17 protein-coding genes and 1 pseudogene are annotated in these 18,584 nt (G+C 67.9%); 5 read left to right on the forward strand and 13 right to left on the reverse strand.

All coding sequences use genetic code 11. The features are described from left to right. Window positions 1-696: 696 nt before the first annotated feature. Complete coding sequence (locus ISP17_RS09815; protein WP_404632565.1) at window positions 697-1,629, reverse strand: M14 family metallopeptidase; 933 nt, start codon at window positions 1,627-1,629, stop codon at window positions 697-699. A 150-nt stretch (window positions 1,630-1,779) separates the two neighbouring features. On the opposite strand from ISP17_RS09815, the gene ISP17_RS09820 reads away from it, so the two are divergent. Then, window positions 1,780-2,283 (forward strand): DUF4405 domain-containing protein, encoded by a 504-nt coding sequence (locus ISP17_RS09820; RefSeq protein ID WP_404632567.1) that lies wholly within the window; start codon window positions 1,780-1,782, stop codon window positions 2,281-2,283. Between the two features lie 78 nt (window positions 2,284-2,361). Continuing rightward, complete coding sequence (locus tag ISP17_RS09825) at window positions 2,362-3,870, forward strand: tryptophan halogenase family protein (RefSeq protein WP_404632691.1); 1,509 nt, start codon at window positions 2,362-2,364, stop codon at window positions 3,868-3,870. A gap of 194 nt (window positions 3,871-4,064) precedes the next feature. On the opposite strand, the gene ISP17_RS09830 is transcribed toward ISP17_RS09825, so the two are convergent. After that, window positions 4,065-4,688, reverse strand: a complete 624-nt coding sequence (locus ISP17_RS09830) for an OmpH family outer membrane protein (RefSeq protein WP_404632569.1) — start codon at window positions 4,686-4,688, stop codon at window positions 4,065-4,067. 343 nt (window positions 4,689-5,031) lie between these two features. On the opposite strand from ISP17_RS09830, the gene ISP17_RS09835 reads away from it, so the two are divergent. Both ISP17_RS09835 and ISP17_RS09840 read left to right on the forward strand, forming a co-directional pair. After that, the gene (locus ISP17_RS09835; RefSeq protein WP_404632571.1) at window positions 5,032-5,640 is read left to right on the forward strand and encodes a hypothetical protein; all 609 of its coding nucleotides are present in this window, start codon (window positions 5,032-5,034) and stop codon (window positions 5,638-5,640) included. Between the two features lie 337 nt (window positions 5,641-5,977). Continuing rightward, window positions 5,978-6,571, forward strand: coding sequence for an OmpA family protein (locus ISP17_RS09840; protein ID WP_404632573.1), 594 nt, complete (start codon window positions 5,978-5,980; stop codon window positions 6,569-6,571). A gap of 135 nt (window positions 6,572-6,706) precedes the next feature. Here ISP17_RS09840 and ISP17_RS09845 read toward each other — a convergent pair. Then, window positions 6,707-7,305 (reverse strand): annotated as a pseudogene (locus ISP17_RS09845) (transglycosylase SLT domain-containing protein). A 159-nt stretch (window positions 7,306-7,464) separates the two neighbouring features. Here ISP17_RS09845 and ISP17_RS09850 point away from each other — a divergent pair. Then, the gene (locus ISP17_RS09850) at window positions 7,465-8,478 is read left to right on the forward strand and encodes a hypothetical protein (RefSeq protein WP_404632575.1); all 1,014 of its coding nucleotides are present in this window, start codon (window positions 7,465-7,467) and stop codon (window positions 8,476-8,478) included. A gap of 665 nt (window positions 8,479-9,143) precedes the next feature. Here ISP17_RS09850 and ISP17_RS09855 read toward each other — a convergent pair. From ISP17_RS09855 to ISP17_RS09900, 10 genes are all read right to left on the reverse strand, one after another. Beyond that, a complete protein-coding gene (locus tag ISP17_RS09855) occupies window positions 9,144-9,746 on the reverse strand; it encodes an HD-GYP domain-containing protein (RefSeq protein ID WP_404632577.1) in 603 nt (200 codons plus the stop codon). 196 nt (window positions 9,747-9,942) lie between these two features. After that, the gene (locus ISP17_RS09860) at window positions 9,943-10,347 is read right to left on the reverse strand and encodes a VOC family protein (protein WP_404632579.1); all 405 of its coding nucleotides are present in this window, start codon (window positions 10,345-10,347) and stop codon (window positions 9,943-9,945) included. A gap of 476 nt (window positions 10,348-10,823) precedes the next feature. Further along, window positions 10,824-11,327 (reverse strand): nuclear transport factor 2 family protein, encoded by a 504-nt coding sequence (locus tag ISP17_RS09865; protein WP_404632581.1) that lies wholly within the window; start codon window positions 11,325-11,327, stop codon window positions 10,824-10,826. A 133-nt stretch (window positions 11,328-11,460) separates the two neighbouring features. Beyond that, window positions 11,461-12,183, reverse strand: a complete 723-nt coding sequence (locus tag ISP17_RS09870; RefSeq protein WP_404632583.1) for a polyamine aminopropyltransferase — start codon at window positions 12,181-12,183, stop codon at window positions 11,461-11,463. A 197-nt stretch (window positions 12,184-12,380) separates the two neighbouring features. Further along, on the reverse strand, window positions 12,381-12,899 hold the full coding sequence (locus ISP17_RS09875; protein WP_404632585.1) for a PH domain-containing protein: 519 nt from the start codon (window positions 12,897-12,899) through the stop codon (window positions 12,381-12,383). Window positions 12,900-12,996: 97 nt separating this feature from the next. Next, window positions 12,997-14,616, reverse strand: coding sequence for a glycoside hydrolase family 30 protein (locus ISP17_RS09880; RefSeq protein WP_404632587.1), 1,620 nt, complete (start codon window positions 14,614-14,616; stop codon window positions 12,997-12,999). 294 nt (window positions 14,617-14,910) lie between these two features. Next, entirely contained in the window at window positions 14,911-15,420 is a 510-nt protein-coding gene (locus ISP17_RS09885; RefSeq protein WP_404632589.1) for a hypothetical protein, read from the reverse strand. Window positions 15,421-15,575: 155 nt separating this feature from the next. Then, window positions 15,576-16,337: an ABC transporter permease gene (locus ISP17_RS09890; RefSeq protein ID WP_404632591.1), complete on the reverse strand. Its 762-nt coding sequence runs from the start codon at window positions 16,335-16,337 to the stop codon at window positions 15,576-15,578. Beyond that, window positions 16,337-17,293 carry an ABC transporter ATP-binding protein gene (locus ISP17_RS09895; protein WP_404632593.1) on the reverse strand — a complete coding sequence of 319 codons (957 nt, stop codon included), beginning with the start codon at window positions 17,291-17,293 and terminating at the stop codon, window positions 16,337-16,339. The genes ISP17_RS09890 and ISP17_RS09895 overlap by 1 nt, the downstream gene beginning before the upstream one ends. A gap of 369 nt (window positions 17,294-17,662) precedes the next feature. After that, window positions 17,663-18,211 carry a DUF805 domain-containing protein gene (locus tag ISP17_RS09900; RefSeq protein ID WP_404632595.1) on the reverse strand — a complete coding sequence of 183 codons (549 nt, stop codon included), beginning with the start codon at window positions 18,209-18,211 and terminating at the stop codon, window positions 17,663-17,665. Window positions 18,212-18,584 lie beyond the last annotated feature (373 nt).

The raw sequence follows: 18,584 nt of genomic DNA on the forward strand, positions 1-18,584 counted from the left end.
TCGCGGCGCGAGGGGTCGCCCGTGGCGCATCATCACCAGCCCGCGAGCGGGAGCATCGACCTCCAGCACCAGATTCGGTGCGTCCAGCAGGCTGGCACGCAACACGTCGCACGTCGCGATGCCATGATGCGTCATCCATGCGCGGGGCGATCCGCTGAGCACCTGCGCCGAAACCACGGCCGATCGAGGCACCTCGATGTGCAGGTCCAGACCATCGCGGATCACCACGGTCGCGTCGGTCACGACATGTGCAATCGCCACTCGCGCGCTACGCGCGGCCACGGCCCAGCCCAGCGCGGCGAGCGCCAGCATCAGGATCACCGCATGCAGCCAAAGCGGGTGCGCGGGATGGAAGGCCGACACCAGCACCATCGAGAAAGGCACGTCACCCATCAAGCCGATCACACCGATGGGCACCAGTACGCTGGACGTCGGCCCGCGCTCGCTGCCGAATCGTCGCCCCGGCGGCAGCGCGGCGGCGACTCTTGAGCTGGGCCGCGGCCGGCGCAGGAGTATCGCCAGCAGTTCGTGCCCGCCGCGCGGAGACGTCACGACCGGGGTCGCCGCGCTCTCACTCGTCACCGGCGCTCCCAACGGGCGACCACGCTCCCCGCATAGGCCTTTCCGGACCGCGCCCAGGCAGACCGTCTGGCCGTCCATGCGCTGGGCAACGAAGCCGTTCGCTGCCGCCTCGATTCAGCTGATGTCCGCATGGGCCAGCGCGAAGTCGATCGCCGCGCACACCGCCGCCACCTGGGCGTCGTTGCACTGCGCGGGGGTGGCGCGCGGGCTGTCCGGATAGACCTCGGTGGTGGTGGTGTAGCGCGCGTTGGTGATGCCGGCGCACAGGCCCAGCTTTTTCAGCGGGTACTGGATCACGCCGTGAGCGACGACCGGCGAGCCGATGATCTCGTTCTTCGCATCGGCCGGCGCGATGTGGGTGACCTTGGCCACCGCCTCGATGATCGCCTGCTGGAACGCCGGTTGCGGATTGCCGGTGTCATCCACCAGGTAGAAGCCGTCGGGAATCTCGCCCGGCTCGTGGGCGACGCCATCGCGCGCGGCGAGCGCGGGGCGGAACTCGCTCTCGTCCGAATCGGTGGTTTCGTGCAGGTCGATGTGCATGAGCACGCGGTCGCGCTGCGGTGCCAGCAACCGCAGCAGCGCGGTCGATTCCTGCGCCGGGCTGGGCTCGCGGAACGAGCGGTTGGGATCGATCGCATCCGGGTTCCAGCGGTGGATGCGCTCGTAGGCCCACGGGCTCACGCAGGGCACCACCAGCAGGTTCACGCGGCCGGCGTAGCATGCCGCGTCGTGCTCCAGAAACTGCAGCGCGCCGTGCACGCCGCTGGTCTCGTAACCGTGCACGCCGCCGGTGACCAGCATGGTGGGGAGTTCATCGCGCCAGTCGCGGCTGCGCACGGCATAGAGGGGAAAGCGTTCCGGCGCGTAGTCGAGCGTGGCGTACTCGCTGACGTCGAAACGGCTGCGCAGACGCTCGATCGCGGTCAGCACGTCGTCGGCGTAGCTGCGGTGGCGGGTCTGCCGGGCGCGCCAGGCCGCCACCTCGGCAGGGCCCCAGGCCACACCGGGCGTGCCGATCGGATAGGCGGAAATGGTCAGGCTCATGCGTCGCTCCGGAGAAGGGAAAGCCCCGGACTTTAGCATCGGCTTCGCGCCGGTTTTGCCCGTTCCGCGACGAATCGGCTTGCTGCTTTAAATGCGAATGCCTATCATTTGCCGAAACCGGCGATTGCCTCGCCGGCAAGGAATCCCGCGTTGAAGCACTTCATGCATCGCTACGGCACGCCGCTCACGGCCGGCCTCTTCATGGTGTCCGCCGTCTCCGGCGTGGCGCTGTTCTTCCACTGGTCGTCGGCCACCTTCCACCGCATGCACGAGTGGCTGAGCATGCTCTTGCTGGCACCGTTCGTGCTGCACATGGTGAAGAACTGGAAGCCGTTGCTGGCCTATGCCAAACGCCGCACGCTGCTGATTCCACTGCTGCTGTCGGCGGTGGTCGCCGTGCCGTTCGCACTCACCGCGGGCAAGGGCCGCGCGGGCAATCCGGCCTTTCAGGCCGTGGCGTTGATGACACGCGCCACACTGGAGGAGCTCGCGCCGATCATCGGCACGGCTCCGGAAGAGCTGCTCAGGCAATTGCAGGCGCGCGGATACCGGGCCCGTTCCACGCACGACACGCCAGTCGATATCGCCCGCGCCTCGGCCGTGCCGTCGAACGAGGTGCTGTTCGCGCTGATGCCGCCGCCCGGCGGCAAGTAGCCGCGCCGACGAGGGCCACCCGCTCGGCCTAGAATCCTCGCTTCGACGAGTTTCGCGAGGGGATGGGGAATGGCGCAGATGAGCGACCGGCGCATACGCAGCGTGGTGATCGTGGGCGGCGGCACGGCGGGATGGATGGTGGCGGCCGCGCTGGCGCAGGCGCTGCAGGGCAGTTGCCGGATCGAGCTGGTGGAGTCCGAGCAGATCGGCACCATCGGCGTGGGCGAGGCCACCATCCCGCCGATCAAGCTGTTCAACCAGACGCTCGGCATCGACGAGAACGCCTTCATCGCCGCCACCCAGGGCACCTTCAAGCTCGGCATCGAGTTCGTCGGCTGGGCGCATCGCGGGCACCGCTACTTTCACCCGTTCGGCACGTACGGCGCCGATTTCGACAAGGTGCCACTGCACCACTACTGGCTGCGCGAGCGCATGCGCGGTGACCGCACGCCGTTGCAGGACTATTCGCTGGCCTGGGTGGCCGCGCGCGACGGCAAGTTCTCGCCGCCATCATCCGATCGCCGCCAGGTGCTTTCCACGCTCGACTACGCCTACCAGTTCGACGCCGGCCTGTACGCGGCGTTCCTGCGCAAGTACGCCGAAGCGCGCGGCGTGCGCCGCACCGAGGGCCGCGTGGTGGCGGTTGAGCTGCGGCCGGAGGACGGCTTCATCGAGCGCGTGCGATTGGAAGGCGGCGCCGCGCTGGAGGGCGACCTGTTCATCGACTGCAGCGGCTTCCGCGGCCTGCTGATCGAGGAGGCCCTGCACGCCGGCTACGACGACTGGCGCCACTGGCTGCCGTGCGACCGCGCGGTCGCCGTGGCCTGCGAGCACGGCAGTGAGTTCGTGCCGTACACCCGCTCCACCGCGCACGAGGCGGGCTGGCAATGGCGCATCCCGCTGCAGCACCGGGTGGGCAACGGCCACGTGTACTGCAGCGCCTTCACCGACGACGACACCGCCACCCGCGTGCTGCTCGATCATCTGGATGGCCAGCCGCTGGGCACGCCGCGGGCGCTGCGCTTCACCACCGGACGGCGGCGGCAATTCTGGCATCGCAACTGCGTGGCGGTAGGCCTGGCGGCCGGCTTCCTGGAGCCGCTGGAGTCGACCAGCATCCACCTGATCCAGACCGCCATCACGCGCCTGCTCGCGCTGTTCCCCGACCGCGACTTCGATCCGCTGACCCGCACCGAATTCAACCGCCTGACCGCTCTGGAATACGAGCGCATCCGCGACTTCCTGATCCTGCACTACCACGCCAACCAGCGCGACGAACCGATGTGGCGGCACGTCGCCCGCATGGAGATTCCCGAACCACTGGCCTACAAGCTCGCGCACTTCCGCGGCCACGGGCGGCTGGCCGCCGAACCGCTGGAGCTGTTCCAGAACTCCAACTGGCTGGCGGTGATGGCCGGCCAGGAAATCCACCCCGAGCGCTACGACCCGCTGGTGGACCTGCGCACCCAGGTGGACGCGCCCGCGCGACTGGCCAGCCTGCGCCAGGTGATCGCCGAGGTCGCCGCCGCCATGCCCAGCCAGCGCGACTACATCGACCGCCACTGCCGCGCGCCGGCGATCGGCTGACACCGCGGCACGGCGACGGCCGGACGCGTCGATGGATGCACTCCCGCGACCGGCTCCACCAGCGCACCGCTGCGGTCACGGCGATCGAGGGTGCGAACCGCCGCGTGCCTTTTGCCTTCGCCGCTTGTGCGAACCCCGCCCGCATTCGCCGCGCGCGCTGCGCAGCAAACGCGCGGCGTCGATGCAGATCGCGCTTACTTGCCGGACGCGGGGCCCGAAGCGGGCGCCGCGCTGCCGCTCGGCAGCGGTTCGAGATCGAAGCTGATGGTGGTGATCTTCGCGTCCAGCCCCTTCACCACGTCGGTGGTGAGGTCGTTGCTGGTATTGCCGCCGAGCACCGCGTCGCGGTTCAGCAGCAGGCCGCAGCGGTGGCTCTTGTAGCTGGCTGCGATGAGCGACTGCGCCTGCTCGCCGATGCGCTCCATCGCCTTGCTCTGGGTGAGGCGGATGCGCTCGGTCAACTCGCCCGCCTTGCCCTGGAACGCCTGCATGCGCTGCTGCAGCGCGCCGCCCTGCTGCTGGCGCTGCGCCTCGCTCAGCTTCGGGGCGTTCGCCTGGAAATTCTGGATGTCGGTATTCAGCGGGGCACGCTCGCTGGCGAGCTGGTTGCGCGCCTGCGACGCCAGCTGGTTAAGGCGCTTAGTAGCCGCCTGGCCCACCTTGGACTGCGCGAACACCGCCTCGCGCGACAGCATGCACAGGCCGGGCACCGCCTCACCGCCCAGCTCGTCTGCCGCGTGGGCCGACGACACCGGTAAGGCGGACAGGCCGATGGCCGTGATCAGGGAAGCGGCAAGCAGGGAACGGGAAGCGGTCATGGCAAGTCATCCATCGAGAGTGAACGGGAGTCTTCCATCGACGCCGCGGGCGCCGGGAGGTTCCCGAGCATAACGGCCGCCGGGGCCGCGTCCACGCCATCGGTTCCAGAACAAGCCATGCCCAGACATCGCGCCCGCAATGCAGCAGCGACATGTGGGCCACAGCGCCGCGTCGGGCCGGCCGGATCGGAGGCCCGCCCCCTCTCGCTGAAACACGACTCCGACCTCACCGCGACCAGATCCGACGGGCCATTACGCACTGCATACATGGAGGGGCAGGCGCCCGCCGCGCCCACCGCCGGACGGAAAATCGGTCACCCGCAATCTGGAGGGAAGCAGCACCATGAGCACCTGGACTGACGCGAAGCAAAAGCGGACCGATCGGCGGAACGAAGGCGCGAACTGCACCGTCGTGCCGGCACTGGTCACCCAGTTCGATACCGCCATGAAGACGACGCTTGGCCAGGCCGCGAACAACACCAACAACACCTATGTGATCGCCTACCTGGCCTCGCAGAACGTGTACATGGCCGTGGGCATTCCGGTGCCGAACCGCGCCACGCTGGTGCAGACACTCAACACCAATCTGCGGCCCAATCCCCTGCTTACCGAGGAAACCGTGCTGTGGCTCACCCGCGAGACCAACCTCCACGCGGAGATGGCGGTCGTGAACCATGTTTGCGCCACGTATGGCCTGGGCAAGGGCAACCTGGGAGGCGACCTCACCATCTGCTGCACGGGCAAGGGATGCTGTGCCGATTGCTGCGGATGGATGACCCGCTACCGCATCGACCATGGCCCGGTATGCAACGCCGAAGGCTCGCAGCAAGGCTGGAAGCATCCGCTCACGGGCGCCACCTTTCGCGGCAACGGCAACGAGTTCACCTATCAGAAGCCTTCGAAATATCAGGGCAGCGCCACCTCGCTGAATAAAGATCCGAAGCGAATCTAGGGATGCTGTGCCGGACAGCCAAGGCTCCCGCGTGGACGCCGCGCACGCGCACGCGTATCGCGGCTGCGTCGCGCGGTAGCGCCGGCATGCACTGAGAAACATCGACTGGCCGCTTGTCCACGACCGACTGATTGCGCGGCTGCGACGGGCCAGATCCCGTATGGCACGCGCACACACGACCTTCACGGTTGACTGCGGTTCATTCCCTCAGTGCCCGCGCGGGGTAGCCTGAAAAGCCGACATCTGCGCGCGTGGGGGACGATGCGGATGCGCCGGGCATGGCCTGAAGTACGCGATGACACGTATCGCTACGGGCCCGATGCATGAGGAGATCACCATGAGCCTTAAAGCCGCACGCGTTGCACTCGTTCCCCTGTGCCTGCTGGGGGTCGCGCTGGGAGGATGTTCCCAGTACGTCAAGAAGACCGACTACGACGCCGCCATCAGCGAGCTGCGCGCCAACGACCAGAAGCAGCAGCAGCAGATCGATGCGCTCACGCAGGACATGCAGCAGCGATTCGCCAAGTACGACGCCCAGATCACCGCGATGCAGGGCCGCATCAACGTCGATACCGCCGCGCACTTCGCCTTCGGCGACGCCACCCTCCGCGACCAGGACAAGCCGCTGCTCGACGACTTCGCCAAGGTGATCGGCCAGCACCGTTCCGACGCCGTGATCACGGTGGAAGGCTTCACCGATCCGGCCGGCTCGGCGGGCTACAACAAGCGACTCGGCCTGAAGCGGGCACAGGCCGTGCGCGACTATCTCGTCGGCACGGGTGGCTTGAATGCCGACAAGGTGCGCGCCGTCAGCTACGGCGAATCCAGCAACCGCCAGGTCGAGAAGGGCCAGATCCGCGATGCCGGCGCCAACAACCGCCGGGTGACCCTGGTGGTGGATTTCGCGGGCAGCGGCACGCCGACGTCCTGAGTTCCGCGTGAGGGTTGGCACGGAATCGCTCGCGAGTCCGCGCCGACCCGAGCAGAAAAGGCGCCATCGCTGGCGCCTTTTTTTATCGGCGCTTGCCGTGCCGCCACCGACCGGTACGCTGCAACCGAGCCATCGCTACCGGCAGCGCCGGAGCTGCGCACCGTATCCTCTCGCCCGCCGATCCACCTCATCCGCGGTCTCCAGCAGGTGGCGATCGCGCTTCCAGTGTCCCAAGCGGTAGCCGCCGATGCCCTCGTGGTAGGCGAGGTAGAGGTGCTTCGGATCCCACTTGGAGATGCCCAGCTCGCGATGGATGCGGTCGGTGTACCAGCCGAGAAAATCCAGCGCATCCTCCATGTCGGTGCGATCTTGAACCAGCCGCCGTTCTCCTTGCGGTACTCCTTCCACACCGGGTCCTGCGCCTGCGCGTAACCGTAGGCACTCGACCGCCGCGGCAGCGGGATGAACAGGAACCACGGCCGGTCGGGCCGCGCTTTCCGGCGGAAGCCGGACTCGCGCTGCACGAACGCCATCAGCACGTTCGCCGGCGTGCCCCAGCGCTTCTGCGCATCGCGCGCGTCGTGGTACCAGCCGGGATATTCGTCGAACACCTGACAGAGGTTGCCGGTGTTGCGCGGCGGCGCGGTCGCGCATCCACCGAGCATGAGCAAGACAGCGAGAGACAGTGCGGAGCGAAAGCGCCGTCGGGCGGCGACATGGCTAAAAGGGTCCATGCCTTCAGGGTAACCGGCAGCGACGCTGGCGGCATCCCCGTGGCCGGCGGCTCGAAGCTCACGACCGCGCTTGTTCGTCGAGCTGTCGCCTGGGCGGCGATATCATTAAGCTGCCCGCGCTCGCCAGCGTGATCGCTGGCCAAGGACGGCGGGAGCACCATGCCTCAGATCATCAATCTCTTCGCGCTGATTGGTGGCGTGATCGCCACGGGCATCGGGTTGGCCAGACTTCGGCACGATCCGTTGGCATTGCTCTGGCTGGCCGGCGGTGTGGCGGTCGTGGTGCTGAGCTATCTGGGCGACAAACGCCGCGTGCAACGAAAGCACGCGCGGGATCAGCGTCGCGTAACACAACGAACCGCTGAGCTTGCCAGGGCCTCGTTGACTTACGGCCGCCCGCTGACGGTACCTGCATCGATCAACGCCCTGGCACTGTCCCTGCTCATGCTGCTGCTGGGCATGGCCGTTGTGTACTTCGCCATCGTCGATGCGGACCCACCCTGGCTGATGTGGCTCGCAGGGCCCTTCCTCCTCGCTTCCGGCATGCTCTTGAGTGCCAGGGCCGCATCGAGCCTGGGCAAGCCGGTGATGGTGTTGTCTGCACGTGGCGTCGAGCTGCCGCTGTACGGCCTTATTCCGTGGCCGGAGGTGGAAGGGCTGCATCTGCAACGTGTCGCCAGTCGTGGCCACGAGCGCTTTGCGTTGCTGCTGCGAGTGCCGCGACTGGCCGACATCACGCCCGCGCACTGGACCGACCGGGCGATGGCCCTCGTCAGGCTGGGACCACGCGTGAAAGGCGTCGTGCCGATTCCGCTCAGCAGGACCAGCGAGCCGCCCGAGGCCATCTACTCCGTCGCACGCCAGTTCTGGACGAAGGCGACGTCTCGCGAGCATGACTGGTGGCCCGATGCGTCACCTGAGGTCAACGCTGCCCTCGGACGGCTGAACCACGCGAACTCTGCGTGGGAATCGGCTCACGCCAGCGAGCTGATGGAACCCGAGCACCTCGCCCGGGCAATGGCGCAGGCGGAGAAGGACATGGAGATCATTCGCCGGGACCTCGAGCGCAAGGCCTCTCGGCTGCGGCGAACCACGACTATTGTCCTGGCGATTGCCGCCGTCGCGATCGCGCTGCGCATGCTGGGGCTGTGGCTCAAGGTCCGCGGCTTCTGACAGCCTTGGCGCGAGCAGACATTGCCCCGCGTCGGATGCAAAATCCTTTCAGCGTCGCTACCTGAGTTCGGTGGCGCGGGCGCGTGGTGGACGGCGTACTCCCGCGCGCCGTCACGGCGACGGTACGCGAGGCCCGTCGCGGTTGATCGGACGTCGCGACTTGCCGCTGCCTGGGGTGGGAAACAGGCTGCACGGCGTAGCCGTCATCCAGCGTGTGCAGGCGGGCGATGATGTCGCCTTCGCTCAGCGGCGGCGCATCGGCGGTGTCGATGTTGGGGGTGCGGCAACTCGGGGCGATGACGACCGCGTTCGATGGATTCCCCCAGTCGTGCCGGTGGTGGCGTACAAGCCTTGCGCTGGCGACGGCAGCCGCGATTCAAGCACCCGGGCATGAAGCTTCGGAGACAGGCGAGGCCGTGATTCACATGCGCGAAATTGCGAATCGCCGCGCGTGGGCGGATCAGGGGGCGTCGGAAGGTAGCCGATGCGCTCGGCATCCACGGTTGCGCCAAGGCATGACGCCGCGCCTTGCTCGGGCGATCGCACCGGTGACACAGGCCTGCTAGGGCGACGGTGCAGCGTGGCCTTGCCGGCGATATCGGCAACTCGCGATCGTCGCCCCACGCATGGCACGGCGCGCGGCGCAACGCCGACGCGCGCGGGATCTAGAGACGTGCGCTCTGACCCCGGCGGCCCATCAGCCGAGTGAACTCGAGCAGCACGTTCGGATCGAGCTTCGTGCCCTGCTCCGACTCCATGATCTGCATCACCTCGTCGTGACTCCTGGCGCGATGGTAGGAGCGCGCCGTGGCCATCGCGTCGTAGCCATCGGCCACCAGCAGGATCCGGCAGGGCAACGGGATGCACTCGCCCTTCAGTCCATCGGGATACCCGCTGCCATCGAAGGATTCGTGGTGATGGCGGATGATCGGCGCCACCTCCTCCGCACACTCGAGCGCCGCGCAGCGAAAGATGCGTTCGCCCTGCTCGGCGTGGGCTTTCATCAATTCCCATTCCTCGACGGTCAGTCGCCCCGGCTTGAGCAGGACGCAGTCGGGCACGCCGATCTTGCCGATGTCGTGGAACACGGCGCCGAGATGGAGCGTCTTCAACTCCTTGGCGGGCAGTCCGCATGCCCTGCCCAGCGCCTGCGCCAGGCGCGTCACCCGATCGCAATGGAATCGCGTGTAGGAATCGCGCTCGTGCAGCGCCGCCGTGATGACCTCCACGGAGGCCCGCAGATCCTCGTACGCCAATAGCGTTTCCATGCTCCCCTCCGGGAACCGACCGCCGGCTGACGCCGGACCGCCGCGCCCACATCCATTGAAATGCGAAACCACCAGGCAACTGGCCGGAATATAGGCCTGCCCGGCTGAAACGTATACAGCGCCGCAGCAGCCCGTCGGCGCCGGCAGTAGCCCGGGCCGTGCGTGGGGTAGCGCGCCGGGCATTACGGCGCCGCCACTACATCGGCTTGAGGCAATTCACCATCCAGTGCTTGCCGAACTTGTCGGTGAACGCGCCGAAACGATAGGCCCAGAAGGTTTCCTCCAGCGGCATGGTCACCTCGCCGCCGGCAGACAACGCCTTGAAGATGCGCTCGGCCTCCTCCGGCGTGTCCGGCATGACGTTGATGGTGGTGCTGCCGGCCTCGTACGGCGGCGGACCGTCGGCGCCCATGATCAGCGCTCGGCCGACCTCGACCTGCGAGTGCATGACGTTGCCACGCGCCGCTTCGGGCAACTGCCCGGCCATCGGCGACTCGCCGTAGGTGAAGCGCTGGGTGACCTTGCCGCCGAGCGCGGCGGCGTAGAAATCCATCGCCTCGCGCGCGGTGCCGGGAAAGTTGAGATAAGCGACCAGTTGCACGGCAGTTCTCCTTGGGATGGGGACCGGATCGGAGCCGCGCAATCGCGGCCGTCCACATCCTCGACGGGCAAGCCAACGGCAAATCGACAGGGTCCGCGCTCGGCGGGCCACAACGGCCCGACTCCGCCCGGCATGAAGGAGTCCTGGCCATGACAGGCCTGCTGCAACCGTTGTCCCCGGAGCGGCACCCAGGAGGATGTCCGGCTTCAGGGAGCCGCTCCCTGTCTCGTCGCGCGCTGCCGCGCGGCCTCGCCCTGCTCACCTGCCGGCCGGTACGTGCGACTGCCGGCTCGGGGACGATGGCCGCTGCCGGCGATCAAACGGATAACCGTCGGTTCGACCGGAGCGGGCTGGCGGACAGTCACCGGCCGCTGTTGGGCAAGTTCGAGGTGATCGACCAAGCCCGCTGCCAGCGCGCTGCGTTCAACTCCGCACTGGAGCGCAGGCCCAGGGCCCGTCCTCGAGACTACGGCTGTTCAGTGCACCCCGTCGCGCGCCTTGTGCACGAGGGTCTTGCCGTCGACCCGGTAGTCGATCGCGTCCGTGCGCGTGCGGGCGAGCCGCCAGGTGCCGTGGACGCGGGTCCAGGTGTCGCGCGACATCGTCACCAGCGCGACCGCGTGCGGCGGCTGCCCCTTGTGCGTGATGTGGCTGTAGCGCTGCTGCACGTCGGCGGTATCGCCGTGGCGAATGACCGAGGTGAGCGTGGTGTGGCTCTCGCCGGCCGACGCCTTGGGTGGCAGCGCGGACAATTGCGCCATCAGGCCCGCGCGGTCCACCGACTGGCCGTCGAGCTCCTCGCTGCGGAAGTCAGCTGTGAGCAGTGGCGCCAGTGCCCGCGTATCGCGCGCAGCCATGGCCATCTTGATCGCCGCGTAGCGCTGCGAGAGCACCTTGCGCAACGCCTCGTCATCGGCGCGGGCCGGGCATGCCACCGACAGCGCGGCGGTAGCGACGAAACACGAAAGCATCCAGCGCATGAGGTTTCCCCCGACTCATCCGTGACGATCGAAGTGCAGAAGTCTGTCGGAAACCGGAGACGGCGTCGACGGCACCCGCAGCACGCTTGCCGCCGGTGCGCGCAGCCGTCCGCCGCCCGGCCGCCGCGCCGTGCTACGCGAACGCGCGGGCCAGATACACGGTCTGCGTGAACCGGGTGCCCAGCAGCGGGTTGTCGAAGGTCACCGGCTCGGCCCATGCCTCGGCGAACACGCCGGCGAGGCGCTCGGTGAAGGCCGGATCGGGGGCGTCGTTCGACCACAGGCCGAAGATGCCGCCGGGTTTGAGGTGGCGTGCCAGCGCGCGCAGGCCGTCGGGGCGATAGAAGCTGCTGCTGCGCGCGTCCAGCAGCGCGTCGGGCGAGTGGTCGATGTCGAGCAGGATCGCGTCGAAGCGCCGGCCCGGCTGCTGCGGATCGAAGCCGTCGGCCGAGGCGGCCATGGCGAAGAAGTCGCCCTGCACGAAGCGGCAGCGCGCGTCGCCGGTAAGCTCCGGCCCCAGCGGCAGCAGGCCGTCGCGGTGCCAGGCGATCACCGGCACCAGGTATTCGACCACCGCCAGCGAGCGCACCCGCGCGTCCTCCAGCGCCGCACGCGCCGTGTAGCCCAGGCCCAGCCCACCCACCACCACGTCCAGCGCGTCGCCCTGCAACGCCGCCAGCCCCAACCGCGCCAGCGCCTCCTCCGACGCGGTGAACAGGCTGGACATCAGGAACTCGTCGCCCAGCTTCACCTCGTACACCACGCGCTTGACGGTGAGCTCCATGCGCCGGCGCAGGCTCACCGGCCCGATCGGCGTGGGGCAGTAGTCGAGCTCTTCGAACAACAGGGGATCCATCGGGCGGCTTCCGGCGTGGGGCAGGCGTGCAAGGCTACCAGCCGGCAGCGCCGCTCCCTGCGCTTGCCGCGAGCAGCGCTGGCTTCATGCGATTGCGGCGCCCCGCGTACCGGCATGGTTTGCCCGTCGCGCGCATGCGTGCGGTGGCCAAGCCGGGCAGCGATCGCCGCGACGGTCGGGCCGCGCCGGCGCAACGGCTACATATGCTCCATCGGCAGCACCCGTCGACGGGTGCGCTCGCGCAGAGAGCATTCGCGCAGGGTGTCGGCCATCGCTTCAAGGCCGGGGATGCCGTAGAGGTTCACTACCGGCATCTCGTCGTCGGACGAGTGCAGCGTGACGCGGCACAGGCCGAGCAGGCGCATCCCCAGCGGCTTGAGGATGTCGAAATGGTCGATGCGGAACAGCTCCACGTTGTCCTGCGCCTTGGAGAACAGACCGCGCTCCACGCGCACGCGCTGGGTGGTGATGGTGAAGGTGAGGCTCAGGCTGCGCAGCCAGTACACCAGCAGGGCGAGGCCCAGCGTGAGGACCACCACCACGTACTGACTGAAGGTATAGATCACCCGCGGGTGACCGGCGAACAGCGTCTGCTCCACGCTGGCCTCGTGGGCCGCCTCGTAGGCCTCGATGTCGGTGCCGCAGTAGCGGCATTTGCGGGCGGCGGCCTGGATCAGCTCGGCGCAGGCGGGGCAGCGCTTCATCTCTTCGGTCATGGGTGGCGTCCGTTCGGCAGGTCAGGGGCTGCGGCGATGGTAGAGGATCGGGCCTCGCGCTCGCCAAACCGGGCGTCGCGCACAACCCGGCGTCACTTCACCCCTGCCCCGGGGCCGCGCGCGCGCCGCTGGCCGCGGCCTGCACGGTCTTGAACCAGTGCAGCGCGCGGCGGATCAAGGCACCCGCGGGATCGGGGGTCCAGACGAAGGTGGCCACGCTTTGCCCGGGCAACTCGTACTGGAAGCCGGTGGTGCCCTCGTCCACGGTGAGGGTGCGCGCACCCGCGTGGCTGTTCACCACCACCAGCACCAGCGACTCGTCGCCGGGGTTGCGGAAGGCCACGTTGTTGACGCCCTTCTCCGTTTCGCTGGAGCCCACCCGCAGCGCACCGGGCAGCACGAAGCGGCTGAAGTGCGCGAACGCGTAGTACTCGTCGTTGCGGCTCACCTCACCGGTGCGCGAGTCGATGGTGACCACGCCCTTGCAGATGTCGCAGCCGCCGGCGTGTGGGCCGTGCTGCTCGTCCAGCGCCACGTTCCAGTACACCACCCCGCGCGCCCAGTTGCGTACGCCGGCCAGCAGCAGGTCGCGCGCAAACCACAGCAGCTCGCCCTTGCGCGCCGAGGCCCAGTCGCCACCCGAGCATTCGGTGATGTAGGTGTCCTTGCCGGGGTAGGCGCGATGCACGTCCGACTGCACCGACGGCGTGCCCGCATAGCAGTGCCAGGCCACGCCGGCCACATAGCGGGATGCGTCCGGATCGGCCAGCACGCCGAGCGGCTGGGTCGGATCGTCCCAGTTGTGGTCCCACTCCAGGATGCGTGTCCTGGGCGCATGGCGGGCCAGCGCCGGCCCGAGGTATTGCCCGATCAGGCGCGCGCGGGTGGCCGCCGGCACCGCCATGCCCGGGTAGGTGGCCGGCTCGAACGCCGGCTCGTTCTGCACGCTGAGCGCGAAGATGGGTATGCCATAGCTGCGCAAGGCCTCCACGTACTTCACGAGGTAGTCCGCGAACGCGCTCTCGAACGACTCCAGCAGCTCGCCCTTGATCAGGTTGTCGCTGCTCTTCATCCACGCCGGCGCGCTCCACGGCGAGGCGATCACCTGCAGCTGCGGATTGATCGCCAGCGCCTCGCGCACGGTAGGAATCACGTCGGCCGCGTCGGGCGCCACGTTGAAGTGCTCCAGCGCCGGGTCGGTCTGCCCGGCGGGCATGTCGTCCAGTGTGTACGGCTGCAGCGAGAAGTCCGACGCGCCGATGGTCAGCCGCGTCATGCTCATGTTGAGCCCAGGCGGCGGCCCGAACAGCTCGCGCAGCAGGGCCGTACGCTGGGTCTCGCTCATCTTGTTGCGGATCAGCCACGCCGAGGAGTCGGTGATCGCGGCGCCGAAACCCACCATGGCTTGATAGGTGGCGTGCGTATCGATCACCACGCCCTTGGGCAGCGTGTCGCGCGGGCTCATCGCGATGTCCGGCTGGCGCGCCAGCAGCAGGCGGCGATCGGCCGTGCTCACCCACACTTCCACCGAGGGCAGCACCGGTGGCTCGGCACGAGGGGTCTGATGCGGGCTGACCTGGCGCGGCTGGTCGATGCGCGAGGCAAACAGCGAGGCCAGCGTGAACAAGGCGATCAGCGCAAACGAGCCGATCGCCAGCCAGGTGCGGATACCGTGATGCTCACCTTCGTGCGGCTCGTGGACCGGGTGCTCACCCATGGCGCACAACCGGCCTCTTGCACTCGTTGCAGTTCACTCGCGCCACGCTCACGTTCACACCACCCCCGCGCCTGCGGCAAGCAGGCCAGTGAAGAGTGCAGTGAAACGCCGGGCACGTCGAGGCCGACCCGCGGCGGGAAAGTGTGACCTGGCACCGGTTTCCGGATCGCCCCGGGCGATCGCCGCATCGCGACTCCCGGCGTAACGGAGAACCGGGGAGCGCGGTTTCGCGTGGGCTAGCCAACAACGGCACGCGGAACGCTTTGACCACCCACTCGCGCGCAAGCCGCACGCTCAACGCTTCGATTCCGTCTCGCTCTCGGCTGCCTTCAGCGCGACTTCCTTGATCTTCAGCACGCGCGCCTGCTCGGCCTTCTTGAGCCCCTCGCGCGCCTCCTTGATCACTTCATGGGCCAGGTTCTGGCTGGTGTGATGCCGCTTCGCGTCGATGGCCGCGTCCAGCCGCAGCTGCGCGGCCCTGATCGCCTTGTCGACGCGATACAGCGGATCGTGCGGGTTGGTGGTCAGCGGTGGGGCGTAGGTTTTCATCGGGCGGTTCATCGTGATCGGGACGGCACGATAGCCCAATCTGCTGCTGTCGCCGGCCGACATCCAACGTTGTGGTGACATCGAACCCACCGCCACGCGCGAGAAGCGGCGACATGCGTTTTCAGAGTCATCCGCAAAAGAAAGTGCGCTCTGACCTTTGTTTCTGCTTTCGGCACCCACGTTCACGACTAACGCGGCCATCAAAGGAATGGACGCGTCGATGCCGATCCCAAAGACACTGCTGTAGCGCGACAAGCCACCCCTCCCTGAGTGAAGCCATCCTGGGCAACATCGAGATGGTGCACAGCGCGCAGGGCGTGGGAACGCGGTACGCGACGGTGGCTACCGCCGCAGGGGCTGGAGGGGGGCCGCGGCCACCTTGTCGCCACCCTCACGGCCCCAGCCCGTCGTCAGCTCTTGAGCTTGTAGCCAGTGCGGAAGATCCAGCCGATGGCGACCAGGCAGGCGATGAGGAACCCGGCGATCGCCGCCAGGCTGACGCCGACGCTGACGTCCGCCAGGTCGTAGAAGCTCCAGCGGAAGCCGCTCACCAGGTACACCACCGGGTTGAGCAGGGTGATCTTCTGCCAGATCGGCGGCAACATGTGGATGGAATAGAAGCTGCCGCCGAGGAAGGTGAGCGGCGTGATCACCAGCAGTGGTATCACCTGCAGCTTCTCGAAGTTGTCCGCCCAGATGCCGATGATGAAGCCGAACAGGCTGAAGGTGATCGCAGTGAGCAGCAGGAAGCTGACCATCAGCAGCGGGTGGGCGATGTGGTAGTCCACGAACAACCGAGCGGTAGCCAGGATGATCACCCCGACGATCACCGACTTGGTCGCCGCCGCCCCGACGTAGCCGCAGACAATTTCCACGAACGAAATCGGCGCGGAGTGGATCTCGTAGATGGTGCCGGTGAACTTGGGGAAGTAGATGCCGAACGAGGCATTGGACACGCTCTGCATCAACAGCGACAGCATGATCAGCCCGGGGATGATGAAGGCGCCGTAGCTCACCCCTTCCACCGAGGTGATGCGCGAGCCGATGGCCGAGCCGAACACCACGAAGTACAGCGAGGTGGACAGCACCGGCGAGGCGATCGATTGCATCAGCGTGCGGCGGGTGCGGGCCATTTCGAAACGGTAGATGGCGCGGATCGCGTGCCAGTTCATCAGCGGCTCCTCACCAGGTCGACGAAGATTTCTTCCAGCGTGTTCTGCTTGGTGCTCAGATCGCGGAAGCGGATGCCGGCAGCGGCGAGCTCGCCGAGCAGCGTGGTGATGCCGGTGCGCTCGGCCTGGGTATCGTAGGTGTAGGTGAGTTCGGTGCCATCGGCGGACAACGCCAGGTCGTAGCTGGCCAGCGAGGCGGGAATGGCAGGCAGCGGCTGGTGCAGCTGCAGCGTCAACGCCTTCTTGCCCAGCTTGTGCATCAGCGTGGCGGTTTCCTCCACCAGGATCAGCTCGCCCTTGCTGATCACGCCCACGCGGTCGGCCATCTCCTCGGCTTCCTCGATGTAGTGCGTGGTGAGGATGATGGTGACGCCGTTGTCGCGCAGGCGCCGCACCAGGTTCCACATGTCGCGGCGCAACTCCACGTCGACGCCGGCGGTGGGCTCGTCCAGGAACAGCACGCGCGGCTCGTGCGACAACGCCTTGGCGATCATCACGCGCCGCTTCATGCCGCCGGAAAGGGTGAGGATCTTGTTGTGGCGCTTGTCCCACAGCGACAGGTCCTTCAGCACCTGCTCGATGTGCTCGGGCTTGGGCGGCAGCCCGAACAACCCGCGGCTGAAGCTCACCGTGTTCCACACCGTCTCGAACGCGTCGGTGGTGAGCTCCTGCGGCACCAGGCCGATGCGCGAACGGGTGGCGCGAAAATCGCGCACCACGTCGTGGTCATCCACGGAAATGGAGCCGCTACCGGGATTGACGATGCCGCAGATGATGCTGATCAGCGTGGTCTTGCCCGCCCCGTTGGGGCCGAGCAGGGCGAATATCTCGCCGCGACGGATCTCCAGGTCGATCGGCTTGAGCGCCCGGAAACCCGAGGCGTAGGTCTTGTCCAGGCCCTTGACCACGATGATGGGATCGGCGATCGCAGGGGCTTCGTGCTGCGGGCGGTTCATCGGCAGATACCCCGCCGCGTTACGCAGTGCATGCTCATGGCGTTCCTGAGGGGATGGGAGCGGCGGCGGCCATGGCGGGCCGCGGCAGCAGGCATCCTAACGCGAGGGAATCAGCCGATGCAGCCGGCACGGGCGCGGCTACCTGTTCGGACACTGCCCAGCTTGTCTCAGCAAGCTCAACCGGCTATTACGCGCACAGGCTGAATTAGCTCCGGGTCACTGGGCAATATGGCGTGCGCCGGCTGGCGCCGAAGGGGCCGCAAGCATTGCTGTTACTGAAACGTCCTCTTGCCTGGAGAACATCCGGCTCGAGCGCCCGAGTAACCGGGTACGGGGCCGGCAAGCAGCCGCGGCACAGCTCGAACAGGATCAGCCCGCACTCGCCTCGACCGGGCTGTCCGCCTTGGTCGGGTAGGTCAGCAGGTACAGAAGCACCAGGATGCCGCCCACCGGTGCCAGGCTGATCAGCTGCCACCAGGGGTTGAGGCCGGCGTCGCGCAGGCGACGGGTGCATGCGGCGATCCACGGCAGCAGCACCGCCAGCGAGGCGATCTGCAGAGGCAGCGGGCCCATCGCCTCGGCGAGCAGCTGGGCAAAGGCCAGCACCATCGCCACGGCGAGCGCAAACCACCAGAACTCCGCGCGCGGGGTGGTGCCGGTGAATTCCAGGCCGCGAAGCACGCCTTCGCGCATCGCCTGGAGGGCCGACGGCCGGGGGTTCGGCTCGCCGGCCAGCAGGCTCTCCGCCGGCACCTCGAACACGGCGGCCAGTGCCCGCAGGGATTCCATCGAGATCCTGGCGCCGGACTCCAGGCGCTGGATGGTGCGCAGGTTCAGGCCGCTCAGTCGGGCCAGCTGCTCCTGCGACCACTGGCGCGCGTTGCGCAGCTCGCGCAGTCGGGTGCTGTTGATGTGCATGGCTGCTCCTCGGCGTCAGGTACTCGGATGCCTGCCATCATCCTGCCGCAAGCCAGCCGACCGTGACGACAGGCACCCGCCACGGCCCCGACACCCGCCCGGCTCGGTGTGGCCGGGCAACGCCTCCGCTGCTTCCGGGGAGTGCGCCCTCCTCGTGAGGAACCGCTCGCGCCCGGGAGCGGCCGCCCTTTTTTGGACCAGGGCCGGAACCGACAAGGTCGCCTCGCTGGCCTTCAAGGTCCCTGATCGCCCCGGCATTCCCGCCCCGTCCGATCGGCCCACCCGGGACAGTGCAGGCGCATGGCTCGACCCGATCCGCGCCCCACGTTGGCGCGCCTGCTCAACCGCGGAAAGTGAAGCCGCCGCGGCTATC

The sequence above is a fragment of the Dyella ginsengisoli genome (assembly GCF_044904665.1).
In the GTDB taxonomy this organism is placed as follows: domain Bacteria; phylum Pseudomonadota; class Gammaproteobacteria; order Xanthomonadales; family Rhodanobacteraceae; genus Dyella_A; species Dyella_A ginsengisoli.

What these genes read in the sequence shown, in the direction of transcription:
- ISP17_RS09835 (WP_404632571.1), top strand. Translation starts at nt 5,032, where the DNA reads ATGAGCACCTGGACTGACGCGAAGCAAAAGCGGACCGATCGGCGGAAC.
- ISP17_RS09840 (WP_404632573.1), top strand. Translation starts at nt 5,978, where the DNA reads ATGAGCCTTAAAGCCGCACGCGTTGCACTCGTTCCCCTGTGCCTGCTG.
- ISP17_RS09855 (WP_404632577.1), bottom strand. Translation starts at nt 9,746, where the DNA reads ATGGAAACGCTATTGGCGTACGAGGATCTGCGGGCCTCCGTGGAGGTC.
- ISP17_RS09870 (WP_404632583.1), bottom strand. Translation starts at nt 12,183, where the DNA reads ATGGATCCCCTGTTGTTCGAAGAGCTCGACTACTGCCCCACGCCGATC.
- ISP17_RS09900 (WP_404632595.1), bottom strand. Translation starts at nt 18,211, where the DNA reads ATGCACATCAACAGCACCCGACTGCGCGAGCTGCGCAACGCGCGCCAG.
- ISP17_RS09895 (WP_404632593.1), bottom strand. Translation starts at nt 17,293, where the DNA reads ATGAACCGCCCGCAGCACGAAGCCCCTGCGATCGCCGATCCCATCATC.
- ISP17_RS09880 (WP_404632587.1), bottom strand. Translation starts at nt 14,616, where the DNA reads ATGGGTGAGCACCCGGTCCACGAGCCGCACGAAGGTGAGCATCACGGT.
- ISP17_RS09865 (WP_404632581.1), bottom strand. Translation starts at nt 11,327, where the DNA reads ATGCGCTGGATGCTTTCGTGTTTCGTCGCTACCGCCGCGCTGTCGGTG.
- ISP17_RS09875 (WP_404632585.1), bottom strand. Translation starts at nt 12,899, where the DNA reads ATGACCGAAGAGATGAAGCGCTGCCCCGCCTGCGCCGAGCTGATCCAG.
- ISP17_RS09815 (WP_404632565.1), bottom strand. Translation starts at nt 1,629, where the DNA reads ATGAGCCTGACCATTTCCGCCTATCCGATCGGCACGCCCGGTGTGGCC.
- ISP17_RS09830 (WP_404632569.1), bottom strand. Translation starts at nt 4,688, where the DNA reads ATGACCGCTTCCCGTTCCCTGCTTGCCGCTTCCCTGATCACGGCCATC.
- ISP17_RS09890 (WP_404632591.1), bottom strand. Translation starts at nt 16,337, where the DNA reads ATGAACTGGCACGCGATCCGCGCCATCTACCGTTTCGAAATGGCCCGC.
- ISP17_RS09825 (WP_404632691.1), top strand. Translation starts at nt 2,362, where the DNA reads ATGAGCGACCGGCGCATACGCAGCGTGGTGATCGTGGGCGGCGGCACG.
- ISP17_RS09850 (WP_404632575.1), top strand. Translation starts at nt 7,465, where the DNA reads ATGCCTCAGATCATCAATCTCTTCGCGCTGATTGGTGGCGTGATCGCC.